Source organism: Paenibacillus curdlanolyticus YK9, assembly GCF_000179615.1.
GTDB classification, from domain to species: domain Bacteria; phylum Bacillota; class Bacilli; order Paenibacillales; family Paenibacillaceae; genus Paenibacillus_T; species Paenibacillus_T curdlanolyticus.
In genome coordinates, this window is sequence record NZ_AEDD01000010.1 from 113868 (window position 1) to 138827 (window position 24960).

Annotated in this window: 20 protein-coding genes and 1 tRNA gene; 6 read left to right on the forward strand and 15 right to left on the reverse strand. The window is 52.6% G+C overall.

Features of this window, described 5'->3' with window-relative positions; genetic code table 11:
- Nucleotides 1-399: 399 nt before the first annotated feature.
- On the forward strand, nt 400-1347 hold the full coding sequence (locus PAECUDRAFT_RS18050; RefSeq protein WP_006039576.1) for a DUF2167 domain-containing protein: 948 nt from the start codon (nt 400-402) through the stop codon (nt 1345-1347).
- 172 nt (nt 1348-1519) lie between these two features.
- On the opposite strand, the gene smpB is transcribed toward PAECUDRAFT_RS18050, so the two are convergent.
- The 12 genes from smpB to PAECUDRAFT_RS18110 all read right to left on the reverse strand — a co-directional run bounded on the left by smpB (nt 1520) and on the right by PAECUDRAFT_RS18110 (nt 17306).
- A complete protein-coding gene (gene smpB, locus PAECUDRAFT_RS18055) occupies nt 1520-2002 on the reverse strand; it encodes an SsrA-binding protein SmpB (protein WP_006039577.1) in 483 nt (160 codons plus the stop codon).
- A 988-nt stretch (nt 2003-2990) separates the two neighbouring features.
- Entirely contained in the window at nt 2991-6272 is a 3282-nt protein-coding gene (rnr, locus tag PAECUDRAFT_RS18060; protein ID WP_006039578.1) for a ribonuclease R, read from the reverse strand.
- 320 nt (nt 6273-6592) lie between these two features.
- Complete coding sequence (locus PAECUDRAFT_RS18065; protein WP_006039579.1) at nt 6593-7021, reverse strand: MerR family transcriptional regulator; 429 nt, start codon at nt 7019-7021, stop codon at nt 6593-6595.
- Between the two features lie 195 nt (nt 7022-7216).
- The gene (gene secG / locus PAECUDRAFT_RS18070; RefSeq protein WP_006039580.1) at nt 7217-7453 is read right to left on the reverse strand and encodes a preprotein translocase subunit SecG; all 237 of its coding nucleotides are present in this window, start codon (nt 7451-7453) and stop codon (nt 7217-7219) included.
- A 179-nt stretch (nt 7454-7632) separates the two neighbouring features.
- The gene (locus PAECUDRAFT_RS18075; protein WP_006039581.1) at nt 7633-8523 is read right to left on the reverse strand and encodes an ROK family protein; all 891 of its coding nucleotides are present in this window, start codon (nt 8521-8523) and stop codon (nt 7633-7635) included.
- Between the two features lie 84 nt (nt 8524-8607).
- Entirely contained in the window at nt 8608-9381 is a 774-nt protein-coding gene (locus PAECUDRAFT_RS18080; RefSeq protein WP_006039582.1) for a sugar phosphate isomerase/epimerase family protein, read from the reverse strand.
- Between the two features lie 206 nt (nt 9382-9587).
- Entirely contained in the window at nt 9588-10883 is a 1296-nt protein-coding gene (gene eno / locus PAECUDRAFT_RS18085; RefSeq protein ID WP_006039583.1) for a phosphopyruvate hydratase, read from the reverse strand.
- Nucleotides 10884-11127: 244 nt separating this feature from the next.
- Entirely contained in the window at nt 11128-12660 is a 1533-nt protein-coding gene (gene gpmI, locus PAECUDRAFT_RS18090) for a 2,3-bisphosphoglycerate-independent phosphoglycerate mutase (RefSeq protein WP_006039584.1), read from the reverse strand.
- A gap of 1 nt (nt 12661) precedes the next feature.
- A complete protein-coding gene (tpiA, locus tag PAECUDRAFT_RS18095) occupies nt 12662-13417 on the reverse strand; it encodes a triose-phosphate isomerase (protein WP_006039585.1) in 756 nt (251 codons plus the stop codon).
- A gap of 51 nt (nt 13418-13468) precedes the next feature.
- Nucleotides 13469-14650, reverse strand: coding sequence for a phosphoglycerate kinase (locus PAECUDRAFT_RS18100; protein ID WP_006039586.1), 1182 nt, complete (start codon nt 14648-14650; stop codon nt 13469-13471).
- A gap of 494 nt (nt 14651-15144) precedes the next feature.
- Nucleotides 15145-16149, reverse strand: a complete 1005-nt coding sequence (gene gap, locus PAECUDRAFT_RS18105) for a type I glyceraldehyde-3-phosphate dehydrogenase (protein WP_006039588.1) — start codon at nt 16147-16149, stop codon at nt 15145-15147.
- Nucleotides 16150-16259: 110 nt separating this feature from the next.
- Entirely contained in the window at nt 16260-17306 is a 1047-nt protein-coding gene (locus PAECUDRAFT_RS18110; RefSeq protein ID WP_006039589.1) for a sugar-binding transcriptional regulator, read from the reverse strand.
- 272 nt (nt 17307-17578) lie between these two features.
- On the opposite strand from PAECUDRAFT_RS18110, the gene PAECUDRAFT_RS18115 reads away from it, so the two are divergent.
- Nucleotides 17579-17653 (forward strand) — tRNA-Arg (locus PAECUDRAFT_RS18115).
- A 161-nt stretch (nt 17654-17814) separates the two neighbouring features.
- On the forward strand, nt 17815-18396 hold the full coding sequence (clpP, locus tag PAECUDRAFT_RS18120) for an ATP-dependent Clp endopeptidase proteolytic subunit ClpP (RefSeq protein WP_199558771.1): 582 nt from the start codon (nt 17815-17817) through the stop codon (nt 18394-18396).
- A 62-nt stretch (nt 18397-18458) separates the two neighbouring features.
- Here the strand turns inward: clpP and PAECUDRAFT_RS18125 are convergent, their stop codons facing one another.
- Nucleotides 18459-19361: a LysR family transcriptional regulator gene (locus PAECUDRAFT_RS18125; protein ID WP_006039591.1), complete on the reverse strand. Its 903-nt coding sequence runs from the start codon at nt 19359-19361 to the stop codon at nt 18459-18461.
- 120 nt (nt 19362-19481) lie between these two features.
- Here PAECUDRAFT_RS18125 and PAECUDRAFT_RS18130 point away from each other — a divergent pair, with 120 nt between their 5' ends.
- From PAECUDRAFT_RS18130 to PAECUDRAFT_RS18140, 3 genes are all read left to right on the forward strand, one after another.
- Nucleotides 19482-20765 carry an adenylosuccinate synthase gene (locus PAECUDRAFT_RS18130; RefSeq protein WP_006039592.1) on the forward strand — a complete coding sequence of 428 codons (1284 nt, stop codon included), beginning with the start codon at nt 19482-19484 and terminating at the stop codon, nt 20763-20765.
- Nucleotides 20766-20946: 181 nt separating this feature from the next.
- The gene (locus tag PAECUDRAFT_RS18135) at nt 20947-22269 is read left to right on the forward strand and encodes a diguanylate cyclase domain-containing protein (RefSeq protein WP_006039593.1); all 1323 of its coding nucleotides are present in this window, start codon (nt 20947-20949) and stop codon (nt 22267-22269) included.
- An 18-nt stretch (nt 22270-22287) separates the two neighbouring features.
- Nucleotides 22288-23523 (forward strand): extracellular solute-binding protein, encoded by a 1236-nt coding sequence (locus PAECUDRAFT_RS18140; RefSeq protein WP_006039594.1) that lies wholly within the window; start codon nt 22288-22290, stop codon nt 23521-23523.
- Nucleotides 23524-23599: 76 nt separating this feature from the next.
- Here the strand turns inward: PAECUDRAFT_RS18140 and PAECUDRAFT_RS18145 are convergent, their stop codons facing one another.
- Together PAECUDRAFT_RS18145 and whiA are read right to left on the reverse strand one after the other, a co-directional pair.
- Nucleotides 23600-23869 carry an HPr family phosphocarrier protein gene (locus tag PAECUDRAFT_RS18145; protein WP_006039595.1) on the reverse strand — a complete coding sequence of 90 codons (270 nt, stop codon included), beginning with the start codon at nt 23867-23869 and terminating at the stop codon, nt 23600-23602.
- Nucleotides 23870-24026: 157 nt separating this feature from the next.
- The gene (gene whiA / locus PAECUDRAFT_RS18150; RefSeq protein ID WP_006039596.1) at nt 24027-24956 is read right to left on the reverse strand and encodes a DNA-binding protein WhiA; all 930 of its coding nucleotides are present in this window, start codon (nt 24954-24956) and stop codon (nt 24027-24029) included.
- Nucleotides 24957-24960: the final 4 nt, after the last annotated feature.

Here is a 24960-nt window from a genome sequence, read left to right on the forward strand (position 1 = left end):
GCGGTCCATTAACAATCAAACCGTTAGCCTTGCAGGCGACTCGAATGGGTCGGCACTACTGTGCCATTCCTAGCGAGCACGAATGCTTCTTGCATCATCAGCCTCTAACCACCAGTCGTTAATCACTAATGATCGGCTGTTGAACTCAGTATACCACGTCCACCGGACAAAATGTCTGGTTGGTTGCTGGCAGCACTAACGTTCTTCGCCTGAATCGGCTAAATGTACGAGAAGACCTTAATTGTAGCAACTCGGCGTACGGATTGCAAGCTGCTTCCATTGTTCCTCCGTTTGCAGCCGCTTATACTGTCCAATTTGTCCCGTCTCACCGAAAGCACTTCATATTTTCTCCTTACCTTCCGATGTAAATGGGGGAAATAAGAAAATTTGGGGGAAAACATGAGAACATCCGCATTACTCACATCATCGATCAAAACACTACTGCTGTCGCTGGCGATTGCCACCTTCGCTGTAACAGCGCCAGCAGCTGCACATGCAGAATCAGCACAAGCTTCAACATCATCCGAGCCGCAATGGGTTGTCGGAACCGGTCAATCGGTCGGTCTAGGCACGATCGCGAATTTGAAGGTGAAACAGGGCTACTCGTTTATGGATGCCCAGAATACGAAGCAGTTCATCAAGCAATACGGCGGCGTACCAAGCCAGCATGAGATCGGCGCGATCGCTCCCGATAGCCAGGACGAGAACTGGATCGTTTATTTTGAATATGAGGACGTTGGGCACATCTCAGACAAAGATAAGGATGAGATCGATGTAGAAGCGCTGTTAGATAGCTACAAAGACGGCACAGCGGAGTCTAATAAGGATTTGGCGGAAGCCGATCGCTTATACGTGGATGGCTGGTTCACGCCTCCGGCATATAATGAGACTGTTCGCAGCTTGACGTGGGCGCTTCTCGGCCATGACAGCACGCAAGAGAAGCTCATTAACTACAACATGCGCATTCTGACGCGCGAAGGGTTCATTTCCGCTATTCTCGTGTCCGACCCGGATCATCTGGATGCTGACCGCAAAACGTTCGAGCGCGATATTTTGCCTGCTGTAACAGTCAAACCGGGACAAACCTATGCCGACTTCGACGAATCGAAGGACAAAATGGCCGAGTACGGGCTGAAAGGCTTGATCCTTGGAGGCGTCGGAGTTGCCGTAGCGAAGAAGGTCGGGCTGCTCGCCCTCATTGCCGTACTGTTCAAAAAGTTCTTTATCGTCCTATTGGCTCCGATCATTTATGTATGGAACAAGATTTTCCGTCGTAAAAAGCAACCGAACACTATCAACTCCGAAACGGAGCCAGTGCAGGAACAACAGCCGCCGACCGGTACGTAAGTAAGTCAGACTGCCCTTAGGACGAAAGAGCTTGCTAACCTCGAACTTGTCCGTTCTACCTGTTCGAAAACAAATAAAACCTTTGGTTCACTAGGTTGATCCGAACGTGGAGATCCGATTCAGTCGTCGTGTGCACCAAAGGTTTTTTATTAGTTGAATGTGGGCGTTGCGATTATCTCGCCACTTTTTGCTTCTCGCGTAGTGCGCGTTGGATATCACGCTGCGCGTCCCGCTTCGCCGCGGTATCGCGTTTGTCGTAGTTTTTCTTACCTTTACCGAGGCCGATTAGCAGCTTCGCGTAGCCGTTACGGACGTAAATTTTAAGCGGCACGATCGTGTAGCCCTCTTGCTTGGATAAGCCGAGCAGCTTATGGATCTGCACCTTATGCAGCAGCAGCTTGCGCGCGCGCGTCGGGTCAGTTGGGTTATGACGGTTACCCTGCTCGAATGGGCTGATGTGCATGTTATGGACGAACATTTCACCGTTGCGAATGGTCGCGAATGCATCGCTTATGTTTGCCCTGCCATTGCGAACCGACTTGATCTCCGTGCCTGTCAGCACGATGCCCGCTTCATACGTATCTTCGATGAAGTAGTCATGCGATGCTTTCTTATTCTGTGCGAGTGGCTTGCTGTCATGCGTCTGCTTCGCCATGGTCTCTCCACCTTTCATAGTTACGTAATCCGCTTGCATCCGATCAGCAGCCGAAAAGCCCGCCAATACGGACAACTAGACCTTCATTGTAGCAACTTTCCAGTTCGAACACAAGGCATGGCAGGCCTCGGCAGTACAGTCCAGCAGGCTTCGCCCGCAAGATGAATCGATACATAATCGCTCTTTCAACAGGAGATACCAATATAGCTGTCCGTACCTGATTCATTCCCGAACGAAAGGAGGCGTTGTATTCCATGTCATCCCGTAGAGACAATGGCAACAAGCAGCAAGGCCACGGCAACCAAAACACGCAGACGAAAACTGGCGATAAAAAAGGCGAATAGCAGCAGGCCGCAGCTCAGCTTGCTAACTTGTTGCATGATTCTGCACGATGCCATCTGGCGAGAGTAGAGGGCATGCTTGCTTTATGCTTTGAATAACTTTGAGACAAGCGAGTAGAGAAGAGGCATGCATCGGCCATTAAGGTGGCAGTGGTGTATAGCCTCTTTTTTGAATCGCCTGCCCGATATGCCGTGAATCGCGGTGCCGGTCCGATGCAATTGCAGGCACATAGTTAGTTGGCACACGCCTTATTGTCTGCCCCCTCCTCACTGCAGTCTGTACAATGAAATAAGCTCCAATCTGCTGCAGCCCCACTTCCCATTGCAGAACGTACAACGTCCGCAATCCTTTAGAGAGTAACTAGCGCTCTTCAATCCCTTTAATATATCTGTCATTGTACAAAATGCAATCGCAGCCGCTCGCCAGCTCCAATGTCGAGTACTCATTGTACAGTTTACAACGAGCAACACGAAACTTCAGATGGATCTACGAGTCAAAGTTGCCTAACCACCGTATGCAGCCCCCGTCCCCCGCTGAGCTCATCATTCGATCAAAAAAAGCATGCGCGATGTCCACCTCTCGATGGTATCGCGCATGCTTGCTTGGTCTCATTACCATTGCTAATCGGATATGTCCCGAATCAGCGCTATTTTCGTTTCTTCCGCACGAACGCTGCTGTTGCGTTTCCGCCGCCTGACTTCTTTTTCTTGCGCGGTCTGCCGCTTCCGCCACTGCCTTGGGCAGATGCGCCGGCACCGCCTGCGCCAGTGCTGCGCTGCGGGCCGCCGCCTTCCGATCGGTTGCCCGAGAACACGCCGCTCTCGGTCGTGTTCTTCCGTCGGCCGGAGGATTGGCGACCGCCTTGGCCTCCGCCTCCAAAACCACCGCCGCCACGGCGGTTGTCGCCGCCGCGACGTCCGTCTCCGCGGCGCGTGCCTTCGCCGCCTTCGCCGCCGTCATCGCGGCGAGGATTGCTGTCGCCGCGGATCGGCAGGCCCCACATATCTACGCGTGGGCCCTTATTCGCCGCACGCGGGGGCCGCGTGCTCCAGAGCGCGCCGTCATCGTCGCGCTCCGCCGAGCTCCGCTCGGCGCTATCGCTCGTCGCGTCTACTCGACGCGGCGCCTCGCTCCACGCTTCACCGCCCGGCGCGCTACCGCCGCGCCGACCGCGCCCGCGCTTGCCGCCGCTATCGCCGGCGGCACCCCACTGGCTCGCGCCCGCCGCATCCGCGCCTTGCGCGCCATCCGCTCCGCGTCCGCGGCTGTGCCCGCGTCCCGCGCCACTCTCGCTCGCGCTCCATTCGCGCTCGCCCGCACCATCTCCGCGTCCGCGACCACGTCCGCGGCCTGCCCCGCTCTCGCCCCACGCTTGACGCGCACCTTGCCCTGCGCCTTCCGCTTCGCCTCCGCGCCGACCACGTCCGCGGCCTGCTCCGCCGCTAGCCGCGCCTTCACTCGTACCCCAAGCATCGCGAGCACCTTGCGTGCCGCCAGTCTCGTTCAACCCCCATGTGCCGCGCTCACCGCCAACCTTGCGTCGACGGCCGCTGCCTGCTCCACCACTCGCATTGCCGCCAGCTCCACGACCACGGCCTGCTTCACCGCGCGCTGCACCTTGTCCGCCGCCGGATGCTCCGCGACCGCGACCTGAACCGCCGCTTGCCGCTGCGCCGCCGCGACCACCACGATCATCGCGCCCGAAGCCGCCGCTGCGCTTGCGTGCTGGCCCGCGTCCGCCGCCAGCTTCCGCGAAGCCGCGGAAGCCGCTGCGAGGCTTCATATCGACCATTTCAAAATCAATCGTATAATCTTCCATATTCACGCGCGCCACGCGAATCTTCACTTCGTCGCCGATGCGATATACCTTGGAGGTTCGCTCGCCGATCAATGCCATGTGCAGCTCATGGAAGTGGTAATAATCGTCTGTCAAATCACTAAGACGAATTAATCCGTCTACCGTATTGTCCAGCTCGACGAACATGCCGAAGCTCGTCACGCTGCTGATTAAGCCATCGAATTCTTCGCCGACCTTGTCGAGCATGAATTCGCATTTTTTAAGCTTATCCGTATCACGCTCAGCATCGACCGCCACGCGCTCTCGCTCCGACGATTGCTGCGCAATCTCCGGCATTCTGGCGCGGAGCGTATCATTACGCTGCTCCGTGAGCGCTCCGCCATTCTCGATGACCTCGCGCATCACGCGGTGAATGACCAAGTCCGGGTAACGCCGGATCGGCGATGTGAAGTGCGTATAGAACTCTGCAGCAAGGCCGAAGTGGCCCAAGCTCTCTGCATCGTACTTCGCCTGCTTCATGGATCGCAGCATCATCGTCGAGATGACCGTCTCTTCCTTGCTGCCGCGGATTTCCTCCAGCAGGGTTTGCAGGGAGCGAGGGTGAACCGAGTTGCCCTTCCCTTTGACCACATAGCCGAAGTTGGATACGAGCTGCATGAAGTGCATCAGCTTCTCGCCGTCTGGATCATCATGCGTCCGGTAGAGGAACGGCACTCGCAGCCAGTGGAAATGCTCCGCAACCGTTTCGTTCGCTGCCAGCATGAATTCCTCGATGATCATCTCGGCAATCGAACGTTCGCGTTTCACGATATCGACTGGTTTGCCTTGGTCATCCACGATAACCTTAGACTCTTGGAAATCAAAATCGATAGCACCGCGCTTCATCCGCATTTTGCGCAAGCGCATCGCCAACTCTTCCATCAGACTGAACAGGTCAAGGAGACCAGCATACCGTTCCTTCAGCTCGGTTTCCGGCTCTTCCTCCGTCGCCGTGAGCAAACGCTTTACGTTCGTATACGTCATCCGCTCCGTCGTCCGAATAACGCTCGTAAACACATCATGCCTTACCCGCTTCAGCGTCGTCGCGTCGAACTCCATCTCGCACGACATTGTCAGACGATCCACCTGCGGATTCAGCGAGCAAATGCCATTCGATAATCGATGCGGCAGCATTGGAATAACGCGGTCTACGAGGTAGACGCTGCAGCCGCGGCGATACGCTTCCTCATCGAGCGCAGATCGCTCGCGAACGTAATAGCCGACATCCGCGATATGCACGCCGAGCAAATAGTTGCCGTTGTCGAGCCGCTTCACATGCACCGCGTCATCGAGGTCCTTGGCATCCTCGCCATCGATCGTTACGATCGTCTCGCCGCGCAGATCCCGACGGCCTTGCTGCACGATCTCTTCCTCTGTAATGGAGTCCGGCGCTGCTTCCGCTTCTGCCAGTACGTCCACCGGGAAACTCTCCGGCAGCTGATGCTTGCGGATAATCGACAGAATATCGACGCCAGGATCATCCTTGTGGCCCAGAATCTCAATAACCTCGCCCTGAGCCGCCGCCCGACCTTCTGGATATGCCGTGATGCGCACGACAACCTTTTGTCCGGATACCGCGCCGCCGAACTGTCCTCTCGGGACAAAAATATCGCGGTTGATCCGCTTGTCATCCGGCAATACGAATCCATAGGCGTCATGGTTGTCGAATGTTCCAACAACCTGCGTCACCGCCCGCGTTACAACGCGGACGACTTCGCCCTCCATCCGGCCGCCTCCCTCGCTCTGCGAGGTGACGCGCACGAGCGCGATATCGCCGTTCATCGCGCTTTTCAGATCGTTGGCATGCAAATAGACGTCCGGATGCTCCTTCTCGTCCGGAATGAGGAAAGCGAAGCCTTTGGCATGAGCCTGCACGCGGCCCCGCACCAGATTCATTCGCTCAATGACGCCGTAGCGGTCATTGCGGGTCCGAATGATTTTGCCCGCTTCCTCCAATTCATTTAGCAGCTTCAGGAACGACCGGAAGTCTTCCGCGTCCGCTGCCTTGAAGTGCTGTTCCAGTTCCTGATAAGTCATCGGCTTATATGCCGTTTCTCTCATAAAATCAAGCAAGTCCTGCTCTAAGCTCATGATTCCTCCGCCCTCGCGTCGTCTTGACCGGGTCTCTTGTAGTTCGACAATAAAGGATATATTTTCATATACCATCTAGTATACACGAAACCTTCGCCCTTCATCCGCATTCCTTAAAAAATACGAACCCGCTGCACGCCGCATAACGGCGGTATTTTCGGGCGTTCCAGCCCAATCCATCGGCCCCCTCGAGGTGGATTTGCTTTCCTTCTATTTTATGCAGACGACCCTCTAATATCCGCAGCCAAACGCCCGACCCTACAAATTGTAGAATCGGGCGTCATATACAGCCGTTTGGCCAAATATTTTGTGTTATCGCTTCATTGCTCGCTCGCCGATTTCAGCTGCTTCACGCGGTCCATCCGCTGCTGAAACCCGGCACGCAGCTCCTGCAGCTTGTTCAGCCGCTCATCGATCCGGTCTAGGAAGAATTGCAGCTCGACTTCGCCCTGATCAAGAAACTTCCGCTTTTCCTCCGCCTCCGTTTCCTGCGAATACGCGCTGCGGATTTCTCCGAGACGTCCCTCCAGCGCCATAATGACTTTGATCTCTTGCAGCGAAATGCCCAGCACTTCTTTCATCCGCACGATTTGCTCCAGCTGCTGCATAATCTTATCGTCATAAAACCGGTGTCCGCCCTCTGTGCGCGGCACCCCGCTCAACAGCCCAATTTCCTCATAATAATGGAGCGTCCTTGCCGTCACGCTAAACCGTTCACATACCTCTTCTACTGTATAACGTTCCTTCATTCGCTGCCTCCGAGCCTGCCAATCTGGCAATGATTCACTTATTATAAACGATATCTTACGCAAGCATAAGGTATGCTCCGCAGAAACATACGCAATCTAACTTTCCGCCATGTTAGAATGCCCTTAAGACAACAAAAAAGAGCTGAGACGATGCTCAGCTCCTTCATGTTTCGTATCCGACAAAGATACGGGTTATTAGTTCTTAACGAAGTACGATACAACCAGCGCCAGGATGAAGAAGCTAGCTGCGAAGCCGATCGTCAGACGCTGCAGGAACAGGTCCAGACCGCGCGCCTTCTGTTTACCGAACAAGTGCTCCGCACCGCCGGAGATGGCGCCGGACAACCCTGCACTCTTACCTTTCTGAAGAAGCACGACCGAGATCAAGCCCAATGCCGCGATAATCAGCAAGATTTTGAATAAAATGTCCACTTTTCCACCTCCTAAGTTGAGCCTTGTACGGATTAAATCCGCCCAGTTTGTTTTAGGACATGCCTAAAAACAGTAATTTGATTGTATCATATCCATACCTTTGGCACAATAGCGCTTATTCAATCGCTTTCATCGATTGCATGCAATGATGCCGAGCAAGCGCCATAACGTTCCGAATGTTACGCCCCGCGCGCTTGCCTTGCCGCCGCTTCAATGCCAAGCGCCAAAGCGCCGCTTAAGCCGGCGTTATCCCCGAGCCCTGGCGATACGATATAGGAATCGATGTCTGATATCAGCTGCTTCGAGCTGACATACCCGTTCAGCTGCTTCTTTACCTCGGCGCGAATCAATGGGAACAGCTGCGCTTGATGCATAACGCCGCCTCCGAGAATGACCTTGCGCGGCGATAGCATCAGAACCGCATTGACCACTGCCTGCCCAATATAGTAAGCCTCGATCGCCCATGCCGGATGATCCGCAGCCAGCTCGCTGCCCTTCACCTGCCAACGTTTCTCGAGTGCAGGTCCCGCTGCCATGCCTTCCAAGCAGTCGCCGTGATATGGACATGCCCCCTCGAACGAATCCTCCGGGTGGCGACGCATCAGCACATGTCCGCCTTCTGGATGGACAAGCCCATGCACAAGCTTTCCCTCGGCATATACGCCGACACCGACACCTGTGCCAATCGTATAATAAACGCAGCTGTCCAGTCCTTTGGCCGCGCCCCATTTGGCCTCGCCATACGCTGCTGCATTCACATCCGTATCCCATCCCATTGGCACATCAAACGCACGCTTCATCGTCCCCAGAAAGTCAAAGCCGGACCATCCCGGTTTCGGCGTCGTCGTAACATGGCCGTAGTCGTCCTGACTCGGATCAAGCCCGATCGGGCCGAATGTACCGATGCCGATCGCTTCTACCCCTTTGCCTTGAAAAAACTGAATGACATGCTTCATCGTCACATCCGGATGCTCTGTCGGAAACGACACTCGCTCTGTAATCGCTCCCGTCTCGTCTCCGATGCCGCATACAAACTTTGTTCCTCCAGCTTCAATCGCACCTACGATCATGCGTGACTCCCCCCTGATCTCCATAAGAAGAGATGGCACCACAAGGCAGCCATCTCTGATTTTATCCCCGTATTGATTTCTGATTTACAAATAGCCTTTTTTACGGAAGTACTCCAAGCTGATTTTCGCGCTTTCAAGCGAAGACGACTGGAACTGCTCCTGCTCCACAATGAAGTATTCGATGCCTGATTGCTCCGCAATCGCCAGCACCGGCTGAAAGTTCACGAGACCTGCTCCAATCTCGGTATCACTGCGATGATCGCCGAAGTCCTTAAAGTGCGCAAGCGGTACCCGGCCTGCATAACGCGAAATATAATCAGCTGGGGCTCCTCCGCCAATATGGACCCACCCAAGATCGAACTCCGCAATCAGCTCGTCTGGCGTCAATTGCTGCAACAACCGATCGATGAGCGGTACTCCATCAACCAGCTTCAGCTCAAAATCATGATTATGGTAGCCATAAGTCATGCCCGCTGCCTTAACCTTTGTCGATGCCTGCTTCAAAATGCCCGCAAGCTTATCCACATCTTCCTGATTAGGGTTTTCCGGCAATGGCGCCCACGGTGTTACGATATATTGAAGACCAATTTCTTTTGCAAATGCAATTTGCTCATCGAACGCTTTCCACATCTCGTCCTCGGATTCCGTCCATTGCAGCCCGATATGGGCCGACGGCGCTTTCAGGCCTGTCTCCTCCAGTACTTTCTTCACATCGCTGGACGACGTATTGAAGAACCCTGCGAACTCGATTGCCTGATAGCCTAGCTCGGCAACCTCTCGAATTGTTCCAATAAAATCGTTTTCTGCACGATCACGAAGCGTGTACATCTGAATGCCAATAATCGGTTTAACTGCCATGATGTTTAGCACCGCCTTGGAGTTTGTGTGTTTAGAACAGTGATTGCACTGCATCTACTTTGTATTATAGATGTTGGATTTTCTTAAACTACCCCACTTTTTGTGCGTTTTATTTGTCATTTTGGCTTTATGCATCCGAAAAGAAAGACCCCCTTCCAGCGGAACCAGCCGCCGGAAGAGAGCCTCTCATGAATCGCCAAAGCGATTTATTTGTTGAAGTTTTTGAGGTTGTAGAACGCGCTTGCGCCTGCATATTGAGCAGATGCGCCCAGTTGGTCCTCGATGCGGAGCAATTGGTTGTACTTCGCTACGCGGTCCGTACGGGAAGGAGCACCCGTTTTGATTTGGCCAGCGTTCGTTGCAACCGCGATGTCAGCAATCGTGCTGTCTTCGGATTCGCCGGAACGGTGGGAGATAACTGCTGTGTAACCAGCGCGTTTAGCCATTTCGATCGCGTCGAACGTTTCCGTAAGCGAACCGATTTGGTTAACTTTAACGAGGATGGAGTTACCCACGCCTTGGTCGATGCCGTCTTTGAGGCGAACTGTGTTCGTAACGAACAGGTCGTCACCAACGAGCTGAACTTTGCCGCCGAGTTTTTCTGTGAGCAATTTCCAACCTTCCCAGTCGTCTTCGGAGCAGCCGTCTTCGATTGTGATGATTGGGTATTTGTCAGCCCACGAAGCGAGCAGGTCCACGAATTCTGCGGAAGTGAAGGAACGGCCTTCGCCTTCGAGGTGGTACTTGCCGTCTTTGAAGAACTCAGTCGAAGCAACGTCCATACCGAGGAATACGTCAACGCCTGGCTTGTAGCCAGCGAGCTCGATAGCGGAGATGATCGTCGTGATCGCTTCTTCGTTGGAGCTAAGGTTCGGTGCGAAGCCGCCCTCGTCGCCTACTGCCGTGTTCAGGCCTTTTTCTTTCAGAACCGTTTTGAGGTTGTGGAAGATTTCAGCGCCGATACGCAGAGCTTCTTTGAACGATGGAGCGCCAACCGGCAGAACCATGAACTCTTGAACGTCGATGTTGTTGTCAGCGTGCTCGCCGCCGTTAACGATGTTCATCATTGGTACTGGAAGCGTCTTAGCGTTGAAGCCGCCGAGGTACGTGTACAGTGGAACGTCCAGCGCGTCTGCTGCTGCGCGAGCTACTGCCATCGAAACCGCGAGGATTGCGTTAGCGCCGAGCTTGCCTTTGTTTTCCGTGCCGTCGAGCTCGATCATTTTGCGGTCGATCGCAACTTGATCAAGCGCGTCCAGGCCGATGACTTCAGGAGCGATGATGGAGTTCACGTTGTCAACTGCTTTAACAACGCCTTTGCCCAGGTAACGGCTTTTGTCGCCGTCGCGAAGCTCTACTGCTTCGTATGCGCCAGTGGATGCGCCGGATGGAACGATAGCGCGGCCTTTGCCACCGGATTCAAGAGTTACTTCTACTTCAACAGTTGGGTTGCCGCGGGAGTCGAGGACTTCGCGTGCGTATACGTCAGCAATGATAGACATGTTTCGTAACACTCCTTGTTTGTAAGGTTATAGTTGTTGCCTAATTTCAAAAAAAACCAACATTTCTATGGTAAACGAAAACCGATCTGAATGCACGTCCTAGACGGCTTCAAACGCGTATTTTCGTTAAAATAATACAGGCTGCGCAGAACGACTTTTTTTCGTCCGTGTCTCTCCCACTATATGTCTATATCTGCGCAAGCCTAAATCTATTGAGCTGGGTTCGCAATCGAGAAAAACGCGATTATTTCACCAGCGATTCGCCTGTCATATCAGCCGGCTTAGCCAGCTCCAGCAGCGACAGAATCGTCGGTGCGATGTCAGCCAGAATGCCGCCTTCGCGAAGCTCAGCGCCTTGCTTCGTAACGATGAATGGCACCGGGTTTGTCGTATGCGCCGTGAACGGGCGACCGTTCTCGTCGATGACCATATCCGCGTTGCCATGGTCCGCCGTAATGAGGCATACGCCGCCTTTTGCCAGAACAGCTTCTACCACTTGCCCGAGGCATGCATCCGTTGCTTCAACCGCTTTGATCGTTGGCTCCAGCATGCCGGAGTGGCCAACCATGTCAGGGTTTGCGAAGTTCAGAATGATTGCATCGTGGTTGTCCGCCTCGATCTCTTTGACAGCTGCCGCAGCAACCTCGTAAGCGCTCATCTCTGGCTGCAGGTCGTAGGTCGCAACCTTCGGCGAGTTGATCAGAATGCGCGTTTCGCCCGGAAGCTCTTTATCGCGGCCGCCGCTGAAGAAGAACGTCACGTGCGGGTACTTCTCCGTCTCGGCAATGCGAAGCTGCTTCTTGTTGTTCTGCACCAAAACTTCGCCAAGCGTGTTGTCGAGGTTTTTCGGCGAGTAAGCGACGAAGCCGCCAACCGACTCGCTGAACAGCGTCAGGCATACGAAGTACAGATTGCTAGGTGCTTTCTCCCCGCGATCAAAGCCGCGGAAATCTTCATTCGTAAATACCTGAGAAAGCTGAATCGCACGGTCTGGACGGAAGTTGAAGAAGACTACCGCATCATCCGATTCGACGAGACCGACAGGCTTGCCGTTCTCGACGATAACCGTCGGCATAACGAATTCGTCCATAACCGACTTCTCGTACGATTCTTTAACAGCTAGCAGCGCATCGGTATATTGCGGGCCTTCGCCATAGACCATAGCGCGGTACGACTTTTCCGTACGCTCCCAGCGCTTGTCGCGGTCCATTGCATAATAACGGCCTTGAACCGTTGCGATTTTACCTACGCCAACCTCAGCGATCTTTGCTTGCAGCTGCTCCAGATAGCCAACAGCGCTGTCTGGCGATACGTCGCGGCCGTCAAGGAAAGCATGGATGTACACTTCCTCCAGCTCTTCCTTCTTCGCCAGATCAAGCAGTGCGAACAGATGCGCAATGTGGCTGTGTACGCCGCCATCGGAGAGAAGGCCGTACAGGTGAAGCTTCGTGCCTTTCTCTTTTACGTGACGAACGGCACCCAGCAGCGTCTCGTTATCGTAGAACTCGCCGTCCCGAATCGATTTGCTGATCCGGGTCAGGTCCTGATAAACGATACGGCCGGCGCCAATGTTCAAGTGGCCAACTTCGGAGTTGCCCATTTGGCCTTCCGGCAAGCCTACTGCCTCGCCGCATGCCGTCAATGTCGTATGCGGGAAAGTCGACCAGTAACGGTCATAGTTCGGCTTGTTCGCTTGTGCTACTGCATTGCCGACTACGTCTTGGCGCAAGCCAAAGCCGTCGAGAATGATCAGTGCTACTGGTTTAGGCGCCGTCATCTTACTTCGCCCCTTCAACCAGCTGGATGTACGATGCTGGCTCAAGGCTTGCGCCGCCAACGAGTGCGCCATCGATATTTGCTTGGCCCATGTACTCTGCTACGTTGTTTGGTTTTACGCTGCCGCCGTATTGGATGCGAACTGCGTTCGCCGTTGCTTCGCCATACAGGCCAGCTACGATGCCGCGGATATAAGCGATAACGTCTTCAGCATCAGCTGCCGTCGAAGATTTGCCCGTTCCGATTGCCCAGATTGGCTCATATGCGATAACCACTTGTGCCGCTTGCTCTGCCGACAGGCCTTGGAAAGCAGCTTCCGTTTGCACTTTGCAAACTTCTTTCGTTTGCTCAGCTTCACGCTCTTCGAGCTTTTCGCCTACGCAGACGATTGGCGTCAAGCCGTGCTTGAACGCTGCATGCGTCTTTTTGTTAACAATCTCATCGGATTCAGCGAAGTAAGCACGACGCTCGGAGTGTCCGATGATTACGTATTTTACGCCCAAGTCAGCCAGCATAACGCCGCTGATTTCGCCCGTGAAGGCGCCGTTGTCTTCGAAGTGCAGGTTTTGCGCGCCGATCGAGATCGACGTGCCTTTGGCTGCTTCTACCAATGCCGGCAATGCCGTGAATGGTGCGCAGATAACGCTTTCTACGCCTGCAACCTCTGCTTTGCCTTTCACTTCTGCGAAGAACGATACGGCTTCGCCAACCGTTTTGAACATTTTCCAGTTACCTGCAATAATCGGTGTTCTGCTCATGTAAGGTGAATCTCCCTTCTCATGCTATATGCTATAACAGCGTTGCGCTGCTTATTTATCGTTAAGTGCTACTACCCCTGGAAGCTGTTTGCCTTCCATGAACTCGAGCGATGCGCCACCGCCAGTGGAGATGTGGTCCATGCGATCAGCCAGGTGGAACTTCTCAGCTGCTGCAGCCGAGTCGCCGCCGCCGATTACCGTGTAGCCAGCTGTTTCTGCACATGCTTTAGCAACAGCTTGCGTACCGTGCGAGAATGGTTCGATTTCGAATACGCCCATTGGTCCGTTCCACACGACGAGCTTCGAGTTTTTGATAACTTCGCTGTAGATCTCACGCGTTTTAGGGCCGATGTCGATGCCTTCCCACTCTGGGAGCATGCCGTCAACGTCAACGATTTGCGTGTTTGCATTCGCGCTGAAGTCATCCGTGATTACGACGTCTACTGGCAGGTAGAAGTTTTTGCCGAGCTTTTTCGCTTTCTCGATGAACTCAAGCGCCAGATCAAGCTTGCTGTTGTCCACGAGCGATTTGCCGATTTCGTTGCCTTGCGCTTTGAAGAACGTGTAGGAAAGGCCGCCGCCGATGATGATGTTGTCAGCGATTTCGATCATTTTGTTGATAACGTCGATTTTGTCCTTAACCTTGGAGCCGCCCACGATAGCTGTGAAAGGACGCTCTGGGTTGTTCAGCGCTTTGCCAAGTACTTCGAGTTCTTTCTCTACGAGCAAGCCCGATACAGCTGGAAGCTGGTGAGCGATGCCTTCCGTCGATGCGTGAGCGCGGTGAGCTGCGCCGAAAGCGTCGTTCACGAACAGATCAGCAAGCTCAGCAAATTGTTTCGCCAGTTCTGGATCGTTGCTTTCCTCGCCTGGGTAGAAACGAACGTTCTCAAGCAGCAAAACGTCGCCTTCTTTAAGTGCAGCAACTTGTGCTTTAACCGCTTCGCCAACAGCCTCGTCAGCTTTTACTACTGGTTTGCCAAGCAGCTCGGACAGGCGAGCAGCAGCTGGCGTCAAACGCAGCTCTTCTACAACTTGACCAGCCGGACGACCAAGGTGGGAAGCCAAGATCACTTTAGCGCCGCCTTCGATCAGGAATTTGATTGTAGGAAGCGTTTCGCGGATACGCGTGTCATCCGTGATTTGTCCGTTTTCCAGAGGTACGTTGAAATCGACACGTACGAATACGCGTTTGCCTGCGACTTCGACGTCGCGCACACTTTTCTTGTTCATGAGAGAAAGCCTCCTTCGAATTGGGCGAAGATAAGAGCAATATATGGCTCACACATTGATCCAAGCCGCACAGCGGCTAAGTCGCACAGCGACTTGCCCCGGTCGCTTTAGCGACCAAAAGCGGATCGCAAAGCGAGCCGTTAACACAAAAAAAATCGTTCCTTCGAAGAAGGAACGATACAAACCATTGGTTCAGCCCCCACAAAGTGGGGCGCGAACCAAGGGCCTAGACTCCGTCAAAGGAGTCGCGGCCCCCCGGTCCCGCCGGCACGGCGATATCCCTTCCGTTGCACGGGAGCGCCAAACGCCAAAGCGTGTCCGTCAGGACGAAAGCGTTCCTAGCACACAGTCACGCAGGAGCGCCAAACGCCCCTCCCACGCCAAATCTTTTAACGGGTGTCCAGAGGGCAGCGCCCTTTGGAGCCCCCTACACGTTTTCCGAAGGAAAATCGTACTTCGTAAGCATGAAGGGGGTTTGGGGGATTAGATAATCCTTATAGGCCTTTGCTTGCTACGTATGCTGCGAGGTCAACTACACGGTTCGAGTAGCCCCACTCGTTGTCGTACCACGAAATAACTTTAACCATGTTGCCTTCAACAACCATCGTCGATTGAGCGTCGATTGTCGAGGAAGCTGGGTCGCCGTTGTAGTCGCTCGATACGAGCGGCTCTTCGGAGTAGTTCAAGATACCTTTGAGCGAAGTGTTAGCAGCTTCTTTCAGTGCTGCGTTAACTTCTTCAACCGTTACGTTAACTTTCAGCTCAGCAACGAGGTCCGTTACCGAAACGTTAGGCGTAGGAACGCGCATAGCCATGCCGTTCAGTTTGCCTTTCAGTTCTGGCAGTACGAGGGATACTGCTTTAGCAGCGCCCGTCGACGAAGGAATGATGTTTTCTGCAGCAGCGCGAGCGCGGCGCAGGTCTTTATGAGGAACGTCCAGTACGGACTGGTCATTCGTGTACGAGTGAATCGTCGTCATCATACCTTTTACGATGCCGAATTTATCGTTGATAACTTTAGCGAACGGCGCGAGGCAGTTCGTCGTGCAAGATGCGTTGGAGATGATCGTGTGGGAAGCAGCGTCGTATTTGTCTTCGTTAACGCCCATAACGATCGTGATGTCTTCGTTCGTAGCAGGTGCGGAGATGATTACTTTCTTCGCGCCGCCTTTCAAGTGAAGCTCAGCTTTTTCTTTAGCTGTGAAAATACCCGTGGATTCTACGACGATTTCTGCGCCAACAGATGCCCATGGAAGGTTCTCAGGGTTACGCTCGGCAAACACTTTGATCTCGCGACCGTTAACGATCAGCGCGCCTTCTTTTGCTTCAACCGTACCATCCAGCTTGCCGTGCGTCGTATCGTATTTCAGAAGGTGAGCCAGCGTGGACGTATCCGTCAAATCATTGACAGCTACGATCTCTACATTAGGGTTGTTCAGCGCTGCGCGGAACACGTTACGACCGATACGACCAAATCCGTTAATACCAACTTTAACCATTTTTTTCTTCCTCCCAGACTGATGAGTTTGTTATATACTCAAGACGTTGTACGGCTCGGCAAACCGGCCGCAGATCGTCAAGATCACACAATTCGTGTACAAGCACCTTATTAAGCATTGCCCAATTCCGCTTCATCAATAAGTCGGATAATTTCGAGCGCTGCTGCTTCGTCCGTCACGAGCACATCGTCGTGTCCGAACTTCATAACTGCCGCAATGGCTTCGCCTTTGCTCTGTCCGCCTGCTACCGCAATGACAACCTCCGTTGCCATAATATCCTCGAGCCGAAGCCCTGCGGTTTGCATTTTGTGAACGACAGCCCCGCTTCGGTCAAAATAATACCCGAACGATTCTGCCAGCGCACCCTCGGCTTTCATTGCTTCTACCGCGCCTTGATCAACCTTCCGGCGTCTTGCCATGACCATCGCGTCACCGATCCCATGCACGACGATGCGAGATTTCCGAATGACATCAACAATTTCTTGGATGTTCGGCTCTTGCATGAGCGTAACATACGCTTCATCGCCCAAATGATCGGGAACATGAAGCAATCGGTATTGCGCGCCAGTCCGCTTCGCCATCATGGAAGCGATCGTGTTCGCTTGGTAATCGAGGCTTTCGCCAAGCCCGCCCCTTGCAGGTACGAACCAATTGTTCGGCAATGGCACTGGCGATGTCAGATGGTTCGCAATTTGCGCCATCGTTGTGCCGCCTGTAACGGCGACTACATCGTCCTTGCCTAACGCTCGTATGAGCGCCTGACTGCCTGCACGGCCCAGCTCTCGCTTCGCCGTCTTGGAAGAATCGGAATCGCCAGGCACAATGTGCACCCGACTCAGGCTGTAATAACGCCGAATCTTCTCTTCCATCTCGGACAGTCCGAACAATTCCTGGAACAGCGGCTCCATCTCAGACACAAGCTTGCGGCCCTGCTCGCTAATTCTCATGCCTGAAACATGAATGTCGAGCAGTCCCTGTGCTTTCAAATAATCTGTTTCGGCGCGCAGTACGCGTTCTGTCATGCCGAGCGCCCCCGCTAAGGTTCGCCTTCCGACAGATTCCGACAGCATTACATGACGCAGGATGAAGTAACGCTTCTTCATAACCTCCAACAGATCCGGCACAAGCTGCTGCTGCAATTCGATCATCGGTCGCATCTTGGGCACACTCTCCATAGCCGAATGATATTGTTCTTAATATGAAGAAACCGCTAAATTGGAATTCATTAAAATGATTACTGGACCACTTACGTCCCGCTTATTCATTTTAAGTCCCACTCGTATTTTATCGAATTACGGAAAAGACTGCAAGTTCATTTTCATAGTTGTAATCGCTTTCCGACACGATTTGGTCAACTTTTATTTTTTTCAGGAGCAAAGGTTGCAATCCTAGGTAATTTGCGGTATGATAACTCACGTTCCGCTTTTTTGCGCCCGTGGTCCAATGGATATGACGTAGGCCTCCGGAGCCTGAGATCTAGGTTCGATTCCTAGCGGGCGCGCCATACTTAACTAATGAACCGGCTGATGCCGGTTTTTTTGCGTTTATTGGGCCAATTAGCCACCCGTCTGACTATCTTTGACTTTTCATAGCCCATCCGCTATTATAGTCATACAACAAAAGCATGACATTTAATTTACCATTCGGGAGGGAACTTTCATGGATATGAACTTTGTGCCTATGGTTATCGAGCAGAACAACCGCGGAGAACGCGCATACGACATTTACTCGCGGCTTCTGAAGGACCGAATTATTTTTCTCGGAACAGGCGTTAACGACATCGTAGCCAACTCCATTATCGCGCAATTGCTGTTCTTAGCAGCAGACGATCCGGAGAAAGACATCTCTCTCTACATTAACAGCCCCGGCGGCTCCATTACTGCCGGCATGGCGATATATGACACGATGCAATTCATCAAGCCTGATGTCTCCACGATCTGCGTAGGCATGGCCGCTTCGATGGGCGCGTTCCTGCTTACAGCGGGCGCAATCGGCAAGCGCTATGCGCTGCCTAACAGCGAAGTGATGATTCACCAGCCGCTAGGCGGCGCTGAAGGGCAAGCAAGCGATATCGAAATCCGCGCGAAACGCATTCTCAAAATGCGCGACAAGCTCAACGGCATTCTCGCTGAACGCTCCAACCAACCGCTGGAGAGAATCGAGAAGGATACCGACCGCGACTACTTCATGAGCGCCGAAGAAGCGCGTCAATACGGCTTGATCGATAAAGTTATCGACAAGCTGTAAGCTTCAGCAGATTTAAGAAGCCCTTCACTTTTGCCTTATGGCGGAGTGAAGGGCTTTTTATGTTACGGCAACATCGCGATAAACGCCTCGCCGGCTTTGGATAATGGCACTTGAGGGAGCGTTGCAACGCCGATCCTGCGCGTCGGCATCCGCTCTTCTAGCTTAACTTCAACGAGCTCTCCGCTAGCAAGCTCTTGCTCAACAAAATTCCGTACCACGCAAGCGATGCCAAGCCCCGTTCGAGCAAACTCGCATAACAGGTCCAAGCTGCCAAGCTCCATGCTTGGCTTCAACATCACCCCGTGCGCAGCCGCGACTGTATCGACGTACATCCGAGTTCTGCTTCCTCGCTCCAGCATCAGCAGCGGATATTCGGCTAGCTGCGCCCAGCTCACTCCCTTTCGGTCCGTCGTCGCTAGAACAGTCTCCGCCATGTCCGGACGGGCAACGAATACATCCTCCAGCTCTGTGCTTTCCCGAATATGCAGCCTTCGGTCATCGAGCGGCAGGTTAACGATGCCGAAGTCGATTTTGCCCTCCTTCAATAACTGAACCGTCTCTGGCGTCGTGCGATTCGTGACTTGAAATTGAATGCCTGGGTACCGCTCATGAAACTCGCGCAAGCGCGGAAGCAAATAATATTTGCACAGCGTATCGCTAGCTCCAATCCGCATATTGCCCTCCAGCAGCGCATTACGGTCCGCCAAGCTTCGCTCGCCGGATTGGATCAGATGAAAAGCCTGTTCGACGTGCCGCATGAGCACGTCGCCTTCCTCCGTCAGCTTCACTCCTTTGGACGTTCGGAAAAACAAGCGGCAGGCCAATTGCCCCTCCAGCTGCTTAATCGCATGCGTAACGGCAGGCTGCGTAATATAGAGCTCTTCGGCCGCTTTGGACAGGCTTCCCGTCCTCGCTGCCCAGTAGAAAGCTCGGTACCACTCCATATTCGTAACGTAATTACTCACTATATCATCAATCTCCTTTATATCTATTATCATCTATATTCATTTCATTTATATTATTATCGCTCTTATAATCGGAATTGGGAATCCATTACACAAACAATTAGATGGGAGCGATCAAGAATGAGCGTAACAGCCGTTGTAGGAGCGAACTGGGGAGACGAGGGAAAAGGCAAAATAACCGATGTGCTCGCCGAGCAATTCCGCTATATCGTCAGGTATCAGGGTGGCAGCAATGCCGGGCACACAATCATTAATGATCTTGGCAGGTTCGCGCTGCATCTTCTCCCCTCCGGCGTCTTGCTCCCCAATACGATCAATGTGATCGGACCAGGCGTTGCTTTTGATCCGCATGCATTCTTGCAGGAATACGACACACTCATCAGCAGAGGCATTGCAAACCCTGATATTCGAATCTCCGACCGCGTCCAGCTCGTAATGCCGTATCATATTCTGTTTGACGCATTGGAAGAGGAACGGCTCGGCGCTCGCAGCTTCGGCTCTACTCGTTCAGGCATTGCCCCGTTCTATGCGGACAAATATTTGAAAACCGGCATTCAGCTAACTGAGCTTTTCGGCGATGCTTTGCGCTTGCGAAACCGAATACAAGCTTCTGTAGAGGCAAAAAACATTCAGCTTCAGCACTTATACAATCACGCCCCGCTGGATGCCAACAAGATTACAAACGAGCTGTTAAGCTTAACGGCTCGGCTCTCGCCCTTCGTATGCGATACTTCCGCTATGCTGCAGACCGCCCATGCGGCAGACGAGGCCATTCTCGTAGAGGGCCAGCTCGGGGCGCTTCGCGACCCGGATCACGGCATTTATCCTTACGTCACCTCTTCCTCAACATTAGCCGGTTTTGCGGCAATAGGCGCTGGCGTTCCTCCGCAAGCGATCACGCGGATTATCGCTGTAACCAAAGCCTATTCCAGCTGCGTAGGCGCAGGGCCCTTCGTGACGGAGCTCAGCGGCAGTGAAGCCGAGGAGCTGCGCAAACGAGGTGGCGATGCCGGCGAATATGGCGTCAAAACCCGGCGCCCTCGTCGGGTCGGCTGGTTCGACATCCCCGCAACCCGCTATGGCAGCAAGCTGCAAGGCGCAACGGAGGTTGTGATGACCAATCTTGATGTTCTTAGCTATCTGGACACGATTCCCGTCTGTACGGGCTATCGTGTTGATGGGGAGGAGCTTGCTGCTTTCCCCGCTACAGGCTTGCTTGAGCGAGCAGAGCCAATCTGGACCATGCTGCCCGGCTGGAAGGGGAGCGATCTTACCCGTATTCGAAGATTCGTGGATCTCCCCCCGAATGCTCAGCGATACGTTCTTTTCATCGAGCAAGCGATCGACGTTCCGATCCGTATGGTTTCTGTCGGTCCGCATAGGGAGCAAATTATTTACCGGTAATTGCATAATTCATAAGAAATTAAGATATCATAGTACAAACCCAGTGCCTTACGGCTCTGGGTTTACTCTTATTCCATAAATTTACTTTAAAATCAACTTTTCTTTTAGGAAACTCATCAAAACCATGCCAAATTGCGATAAAATAATATACGAAACCAATGCTTAAATCGGAGGTAACCGAGTGGTATTCTCGCTGCGCAAGAAACTGTACATCAGCTTCATGATCATCATTGTTTTATTCATTGTTACAGCGACGTTCTCATTTCTTCTTTCCCGCAAAACGGTGCATTTGATGAATGATATCCTTTTATCTGAAAAACGGCTGGAGGTTGTCCAACGGCTCAATCTATTCGCTCGAACTGCTAACGACAACGGCGCTCATTATCTGCTCGCCCCCTTATATATCGAGGATGATTTCAAATCGCGGTTCGACACCAGCGTCGATTATGTAAACGAGGGCATCGCAGAGCTGTCCGACCTGACTCCTCGCCCAGAGGATCAGCGTCTCATTCTGCATTTCAAGGACAAATGGACAGCCTACGTACGCGATAGCGAGGAAATTTTGTCGCTTAAGAAGGAAGGCCACGTGACGCAAGCACAAGAGGATTATACGAAGGATAGCTTCGATCCAATCGCCTTCTCTCTTCACAGCTTCTATATATCTGAGCAAACGCAAATTAACAGCTACAAGCAGCGAATCGAAGATAGCAGCCGGACCATCCGGGTCGTCAACGTTGCTTCCGCGTCATTTGCTATCCTTTTATCGATCTTTATCGCCGTCATCTTGTCCAACTATCTATTGCGCCGGATTCGACTGCTTAAGACCTCTGCACAAACCGTTGCCAAAGGGGACCTGCAGGTTCCTGACTTGCGCTTTAGCGGAGCTGATGAGCTGACAGAGCTTGCAAACGCCTTCAATGCGATGACCTATTCGCTCCGGACTATGCTCGATTCCAATCATGTGCTGAAGCAGCTGTCCTCACGCGACGGATTGACCGGCATCGCGAATCGCAGATGCTACGACGAAACGTTGGAACGGGAATGGAACCGACTTGCCATCGCTTCCAAACCATTGTCCTTGATTCTGTTCGATATTGATTATTTCAAGCCGTTCAATGACTGGTACGGCCATCAGGCGGGCGACAAATGCCTGCAGCAAGTAGCCAATCTCCTGCAAGAGCACGCCTCTGAGCCTCACCAGCTAGCTTCACGCTACGGTGGAGAGGAGTTTGCGATCCTGCTGTCAGACCAGTCTATCGAGCAAGCGATGCAGATCGCTGAGAGCATCCAGCAGGCGCTGGTGAAGCTCAGTATTCCGCATAGCCAATCCGAAGTCAGCGATTACGTGACAGTCAGCGTTGGCATATCAACGGTTACAGCGACGGATAAAGTACCTTCAAGCAATCTCATGCATCAAGCCGACCAAGCGCTATACCTCGCCAAAAGAAACGGCCGGAACCAAGTTGCTGTCTATCGGCCATCCGATAAGAGCTTTAGCGAGTAACAGGAGATGATTTCAACGATGAAAAAGCTTCTTGCACCTACAGCGATCATAGCCATGCTGTTCCTGACGACGGCTTGCGGGCAATCGTCTTCCCAACAGTCATCGGATATCGAATTGACGTTTTGGACGACAACGTCCGAAGATGAAACGGCATTTTTCCAGAAACGAATCGATCAATTCGAGACGGAGCATCCTCATGTATCCGTAACGATGAAACAGCTGCCGTTCCTCAATGCTACGAATGAATTTAAGAATGCGATCCTTGGAGACCAGAGCATCGATGTGTTTCGTGCCGACAATACGCTAATCCCTGAATACGCCGACCTGGATATCGTCTATCCGCTCGATTCCATTGCGCCTAGTAAAGACTTAGAGCGCTTTATGCCATCCGCTATAACGGCTACGACTTATCTCGGCCATGTTTTTGGACTTCCTTCCGTACTGGAGGTTCCTGCCTTGCTGTACAACAAACAAATGCTAATGGAGGCAGGATTTCAGCATCCTCCTGAGACAATGGATGAGATGCTTCATATGGCTAAGGCTGTTTCGACAGTTGGACATTATGGGATCTTCGTGACGGAGGACTCCTACTTCGCTCTCCCTTATCTATGGGCTTTCGGCGGCGGCATGGTAACCGATAAACGGGGTATCGAGATTGCCTCCGCTCAATCCCAGCAAGCACTCGCTTTCATGCGCAAGCTTTGGGTCGAAGATGTAACTCAGCCCTATAACGATTTTCAGGATTGGTACGGCCGCATGATGAATGACTTCAACGAAGGCAGATCAGCCATGATGATCAATGGCCCGTGGGCCATCCATGATCTTCTTCAGGGCCGAGCATTCACAGATCCTCAAAACCTTGGCATCGCGCCAATTCCGAAGGGTCCCGGCGGGCAAGGGTCGCCCCTTGGAGGCCACAGCTTGGTCATTAACAAGTACACCAAGTACCCTGAGGAAAGCTATGCGCTCATTCGCTTCCTTACTAGCCCTGAAACACAGGTCTTGCAAAGCCAGACATTCCGTACGCTGCCCACCCAAGCAGCTGCATACGAGGATACTCGGCTTGCGACCGATGCCATCTTTAAAGGCTTTAAAGCACAGCTGCGCGTAGCCAAAAACCGGCCAATGATTCCTGAGGGCGCGAAGCTTTATCGCGATTTCACTTCGAATCTCAACGCGATATTGCTCGGGAAGCAACCGGTCTCTGACGGCACGCAGAAAATAGAAGCCGCTTGGAAACTCATCCTCAAATAGCTGCGACAATAACCGCAACAAAAAACCCAGTGCCGTGGCAGCACTGGGTTTGCTTTTTGTACATCTGATTGGAATATTATTGGTTTTCCAGTTCTTCTTTGCTTACCAGGTTGACTAAAGCGGTTACAGCCTGATCGGCATCGGAACCTTCTGCGCTCACGTAGATTTCCGTACCAGAGCTAATCGCCAGACTCATAATGCCCATGATGGACTTTGCGTTGACTTTCTTGTCGTCCTTCTCTACGAATACCTCAGAAGAGAACTTATTCGCCTCTTGAACGAACAATGCTGCTGGTCTTGCGTGCAGCCCCGTCTTTAGCCGTACGATAACCGGATGTCTTGTCATGGAAACCATACCCCCTACACATATTTCTAATGAATCATTCATTCATTGAATTGGCAAATTGAAACGATGCAGGTGCACCAACACCATAAATCACCGCAACAACGGCATTTTGTTAATTATTATATCATTATCAAGCTGCATGCACTAGGGAAATCGTTCAACCGTTGCGTATTTTTTCGGCCAATTCGTCGATTTTACGCAGCCGGTGATTTACGCCCGATTTGCTGACCTTAACCTTCAATAATTCGCCAACTTCCGTCAAATTCATGTCAGGATGCAGGAGACGAATTTCAGCGACTTCGCGCAATTTATCCGGCAGGCTTTCCAGCCCGACTTCCTTCTGGAGCAATCGAATATTGTCGATTTGCCGAACCGCCGCGCCGATCGTTTTGTTCAAATTAGCCGTCTCGCAATTCACGATCCGATTAACGGAGTTGCGCATGTCGCGCATAATGCGCACGTCCTCGAATTTGAACAATGCTTGATGGGCTCCGATAATGTTCAGCAGCTCGATGATCTTCTCGCCCTCTTTGATATAGAAGATGAAACCCTTCTTCCGCTCAATGCAACGGGCGTTCAAATCGAACTTGTTCGCCAGATCGGCAAGCGCCTGGCAGTGCTCCTCATACAACGATGCGATTTCCAGATGATATGAGGATCCTTCCGGGTTGTTCACCGAGCCGCCGGCGAGGAATGCACCGCGAAGGTACGACCGCTTGCAGCATGATTTTTTAATAATATCCTTGTCGATTCCTTGCTGGAACAAGAAGCCCTCTGACACGATACTAAGCTCTTTTAGTATTTCCTGTACTTTCGCTGGAATGCGCACCATGTAAACATTATTCTTTTTAAGCCGCATTTTTTTGCGAACAAGCAATTCCGTATGCACGTCAAACTTCTTCTTAATCAAGCTGTAGATCCGTCGAGCGATGGCCGCATTCTCCGTTGAGATGTCGAGAATCACTTTGCGGTTCGTCAACGATACCGAGCCATTCATGCGGATAAGCGCAGACAGCTCCGCTTTCTCGCAGCATGCGTCCGTGTCGATTAACGTCAATTCTTTCTTCGTTTGCGCCGCAAAGGACATATCG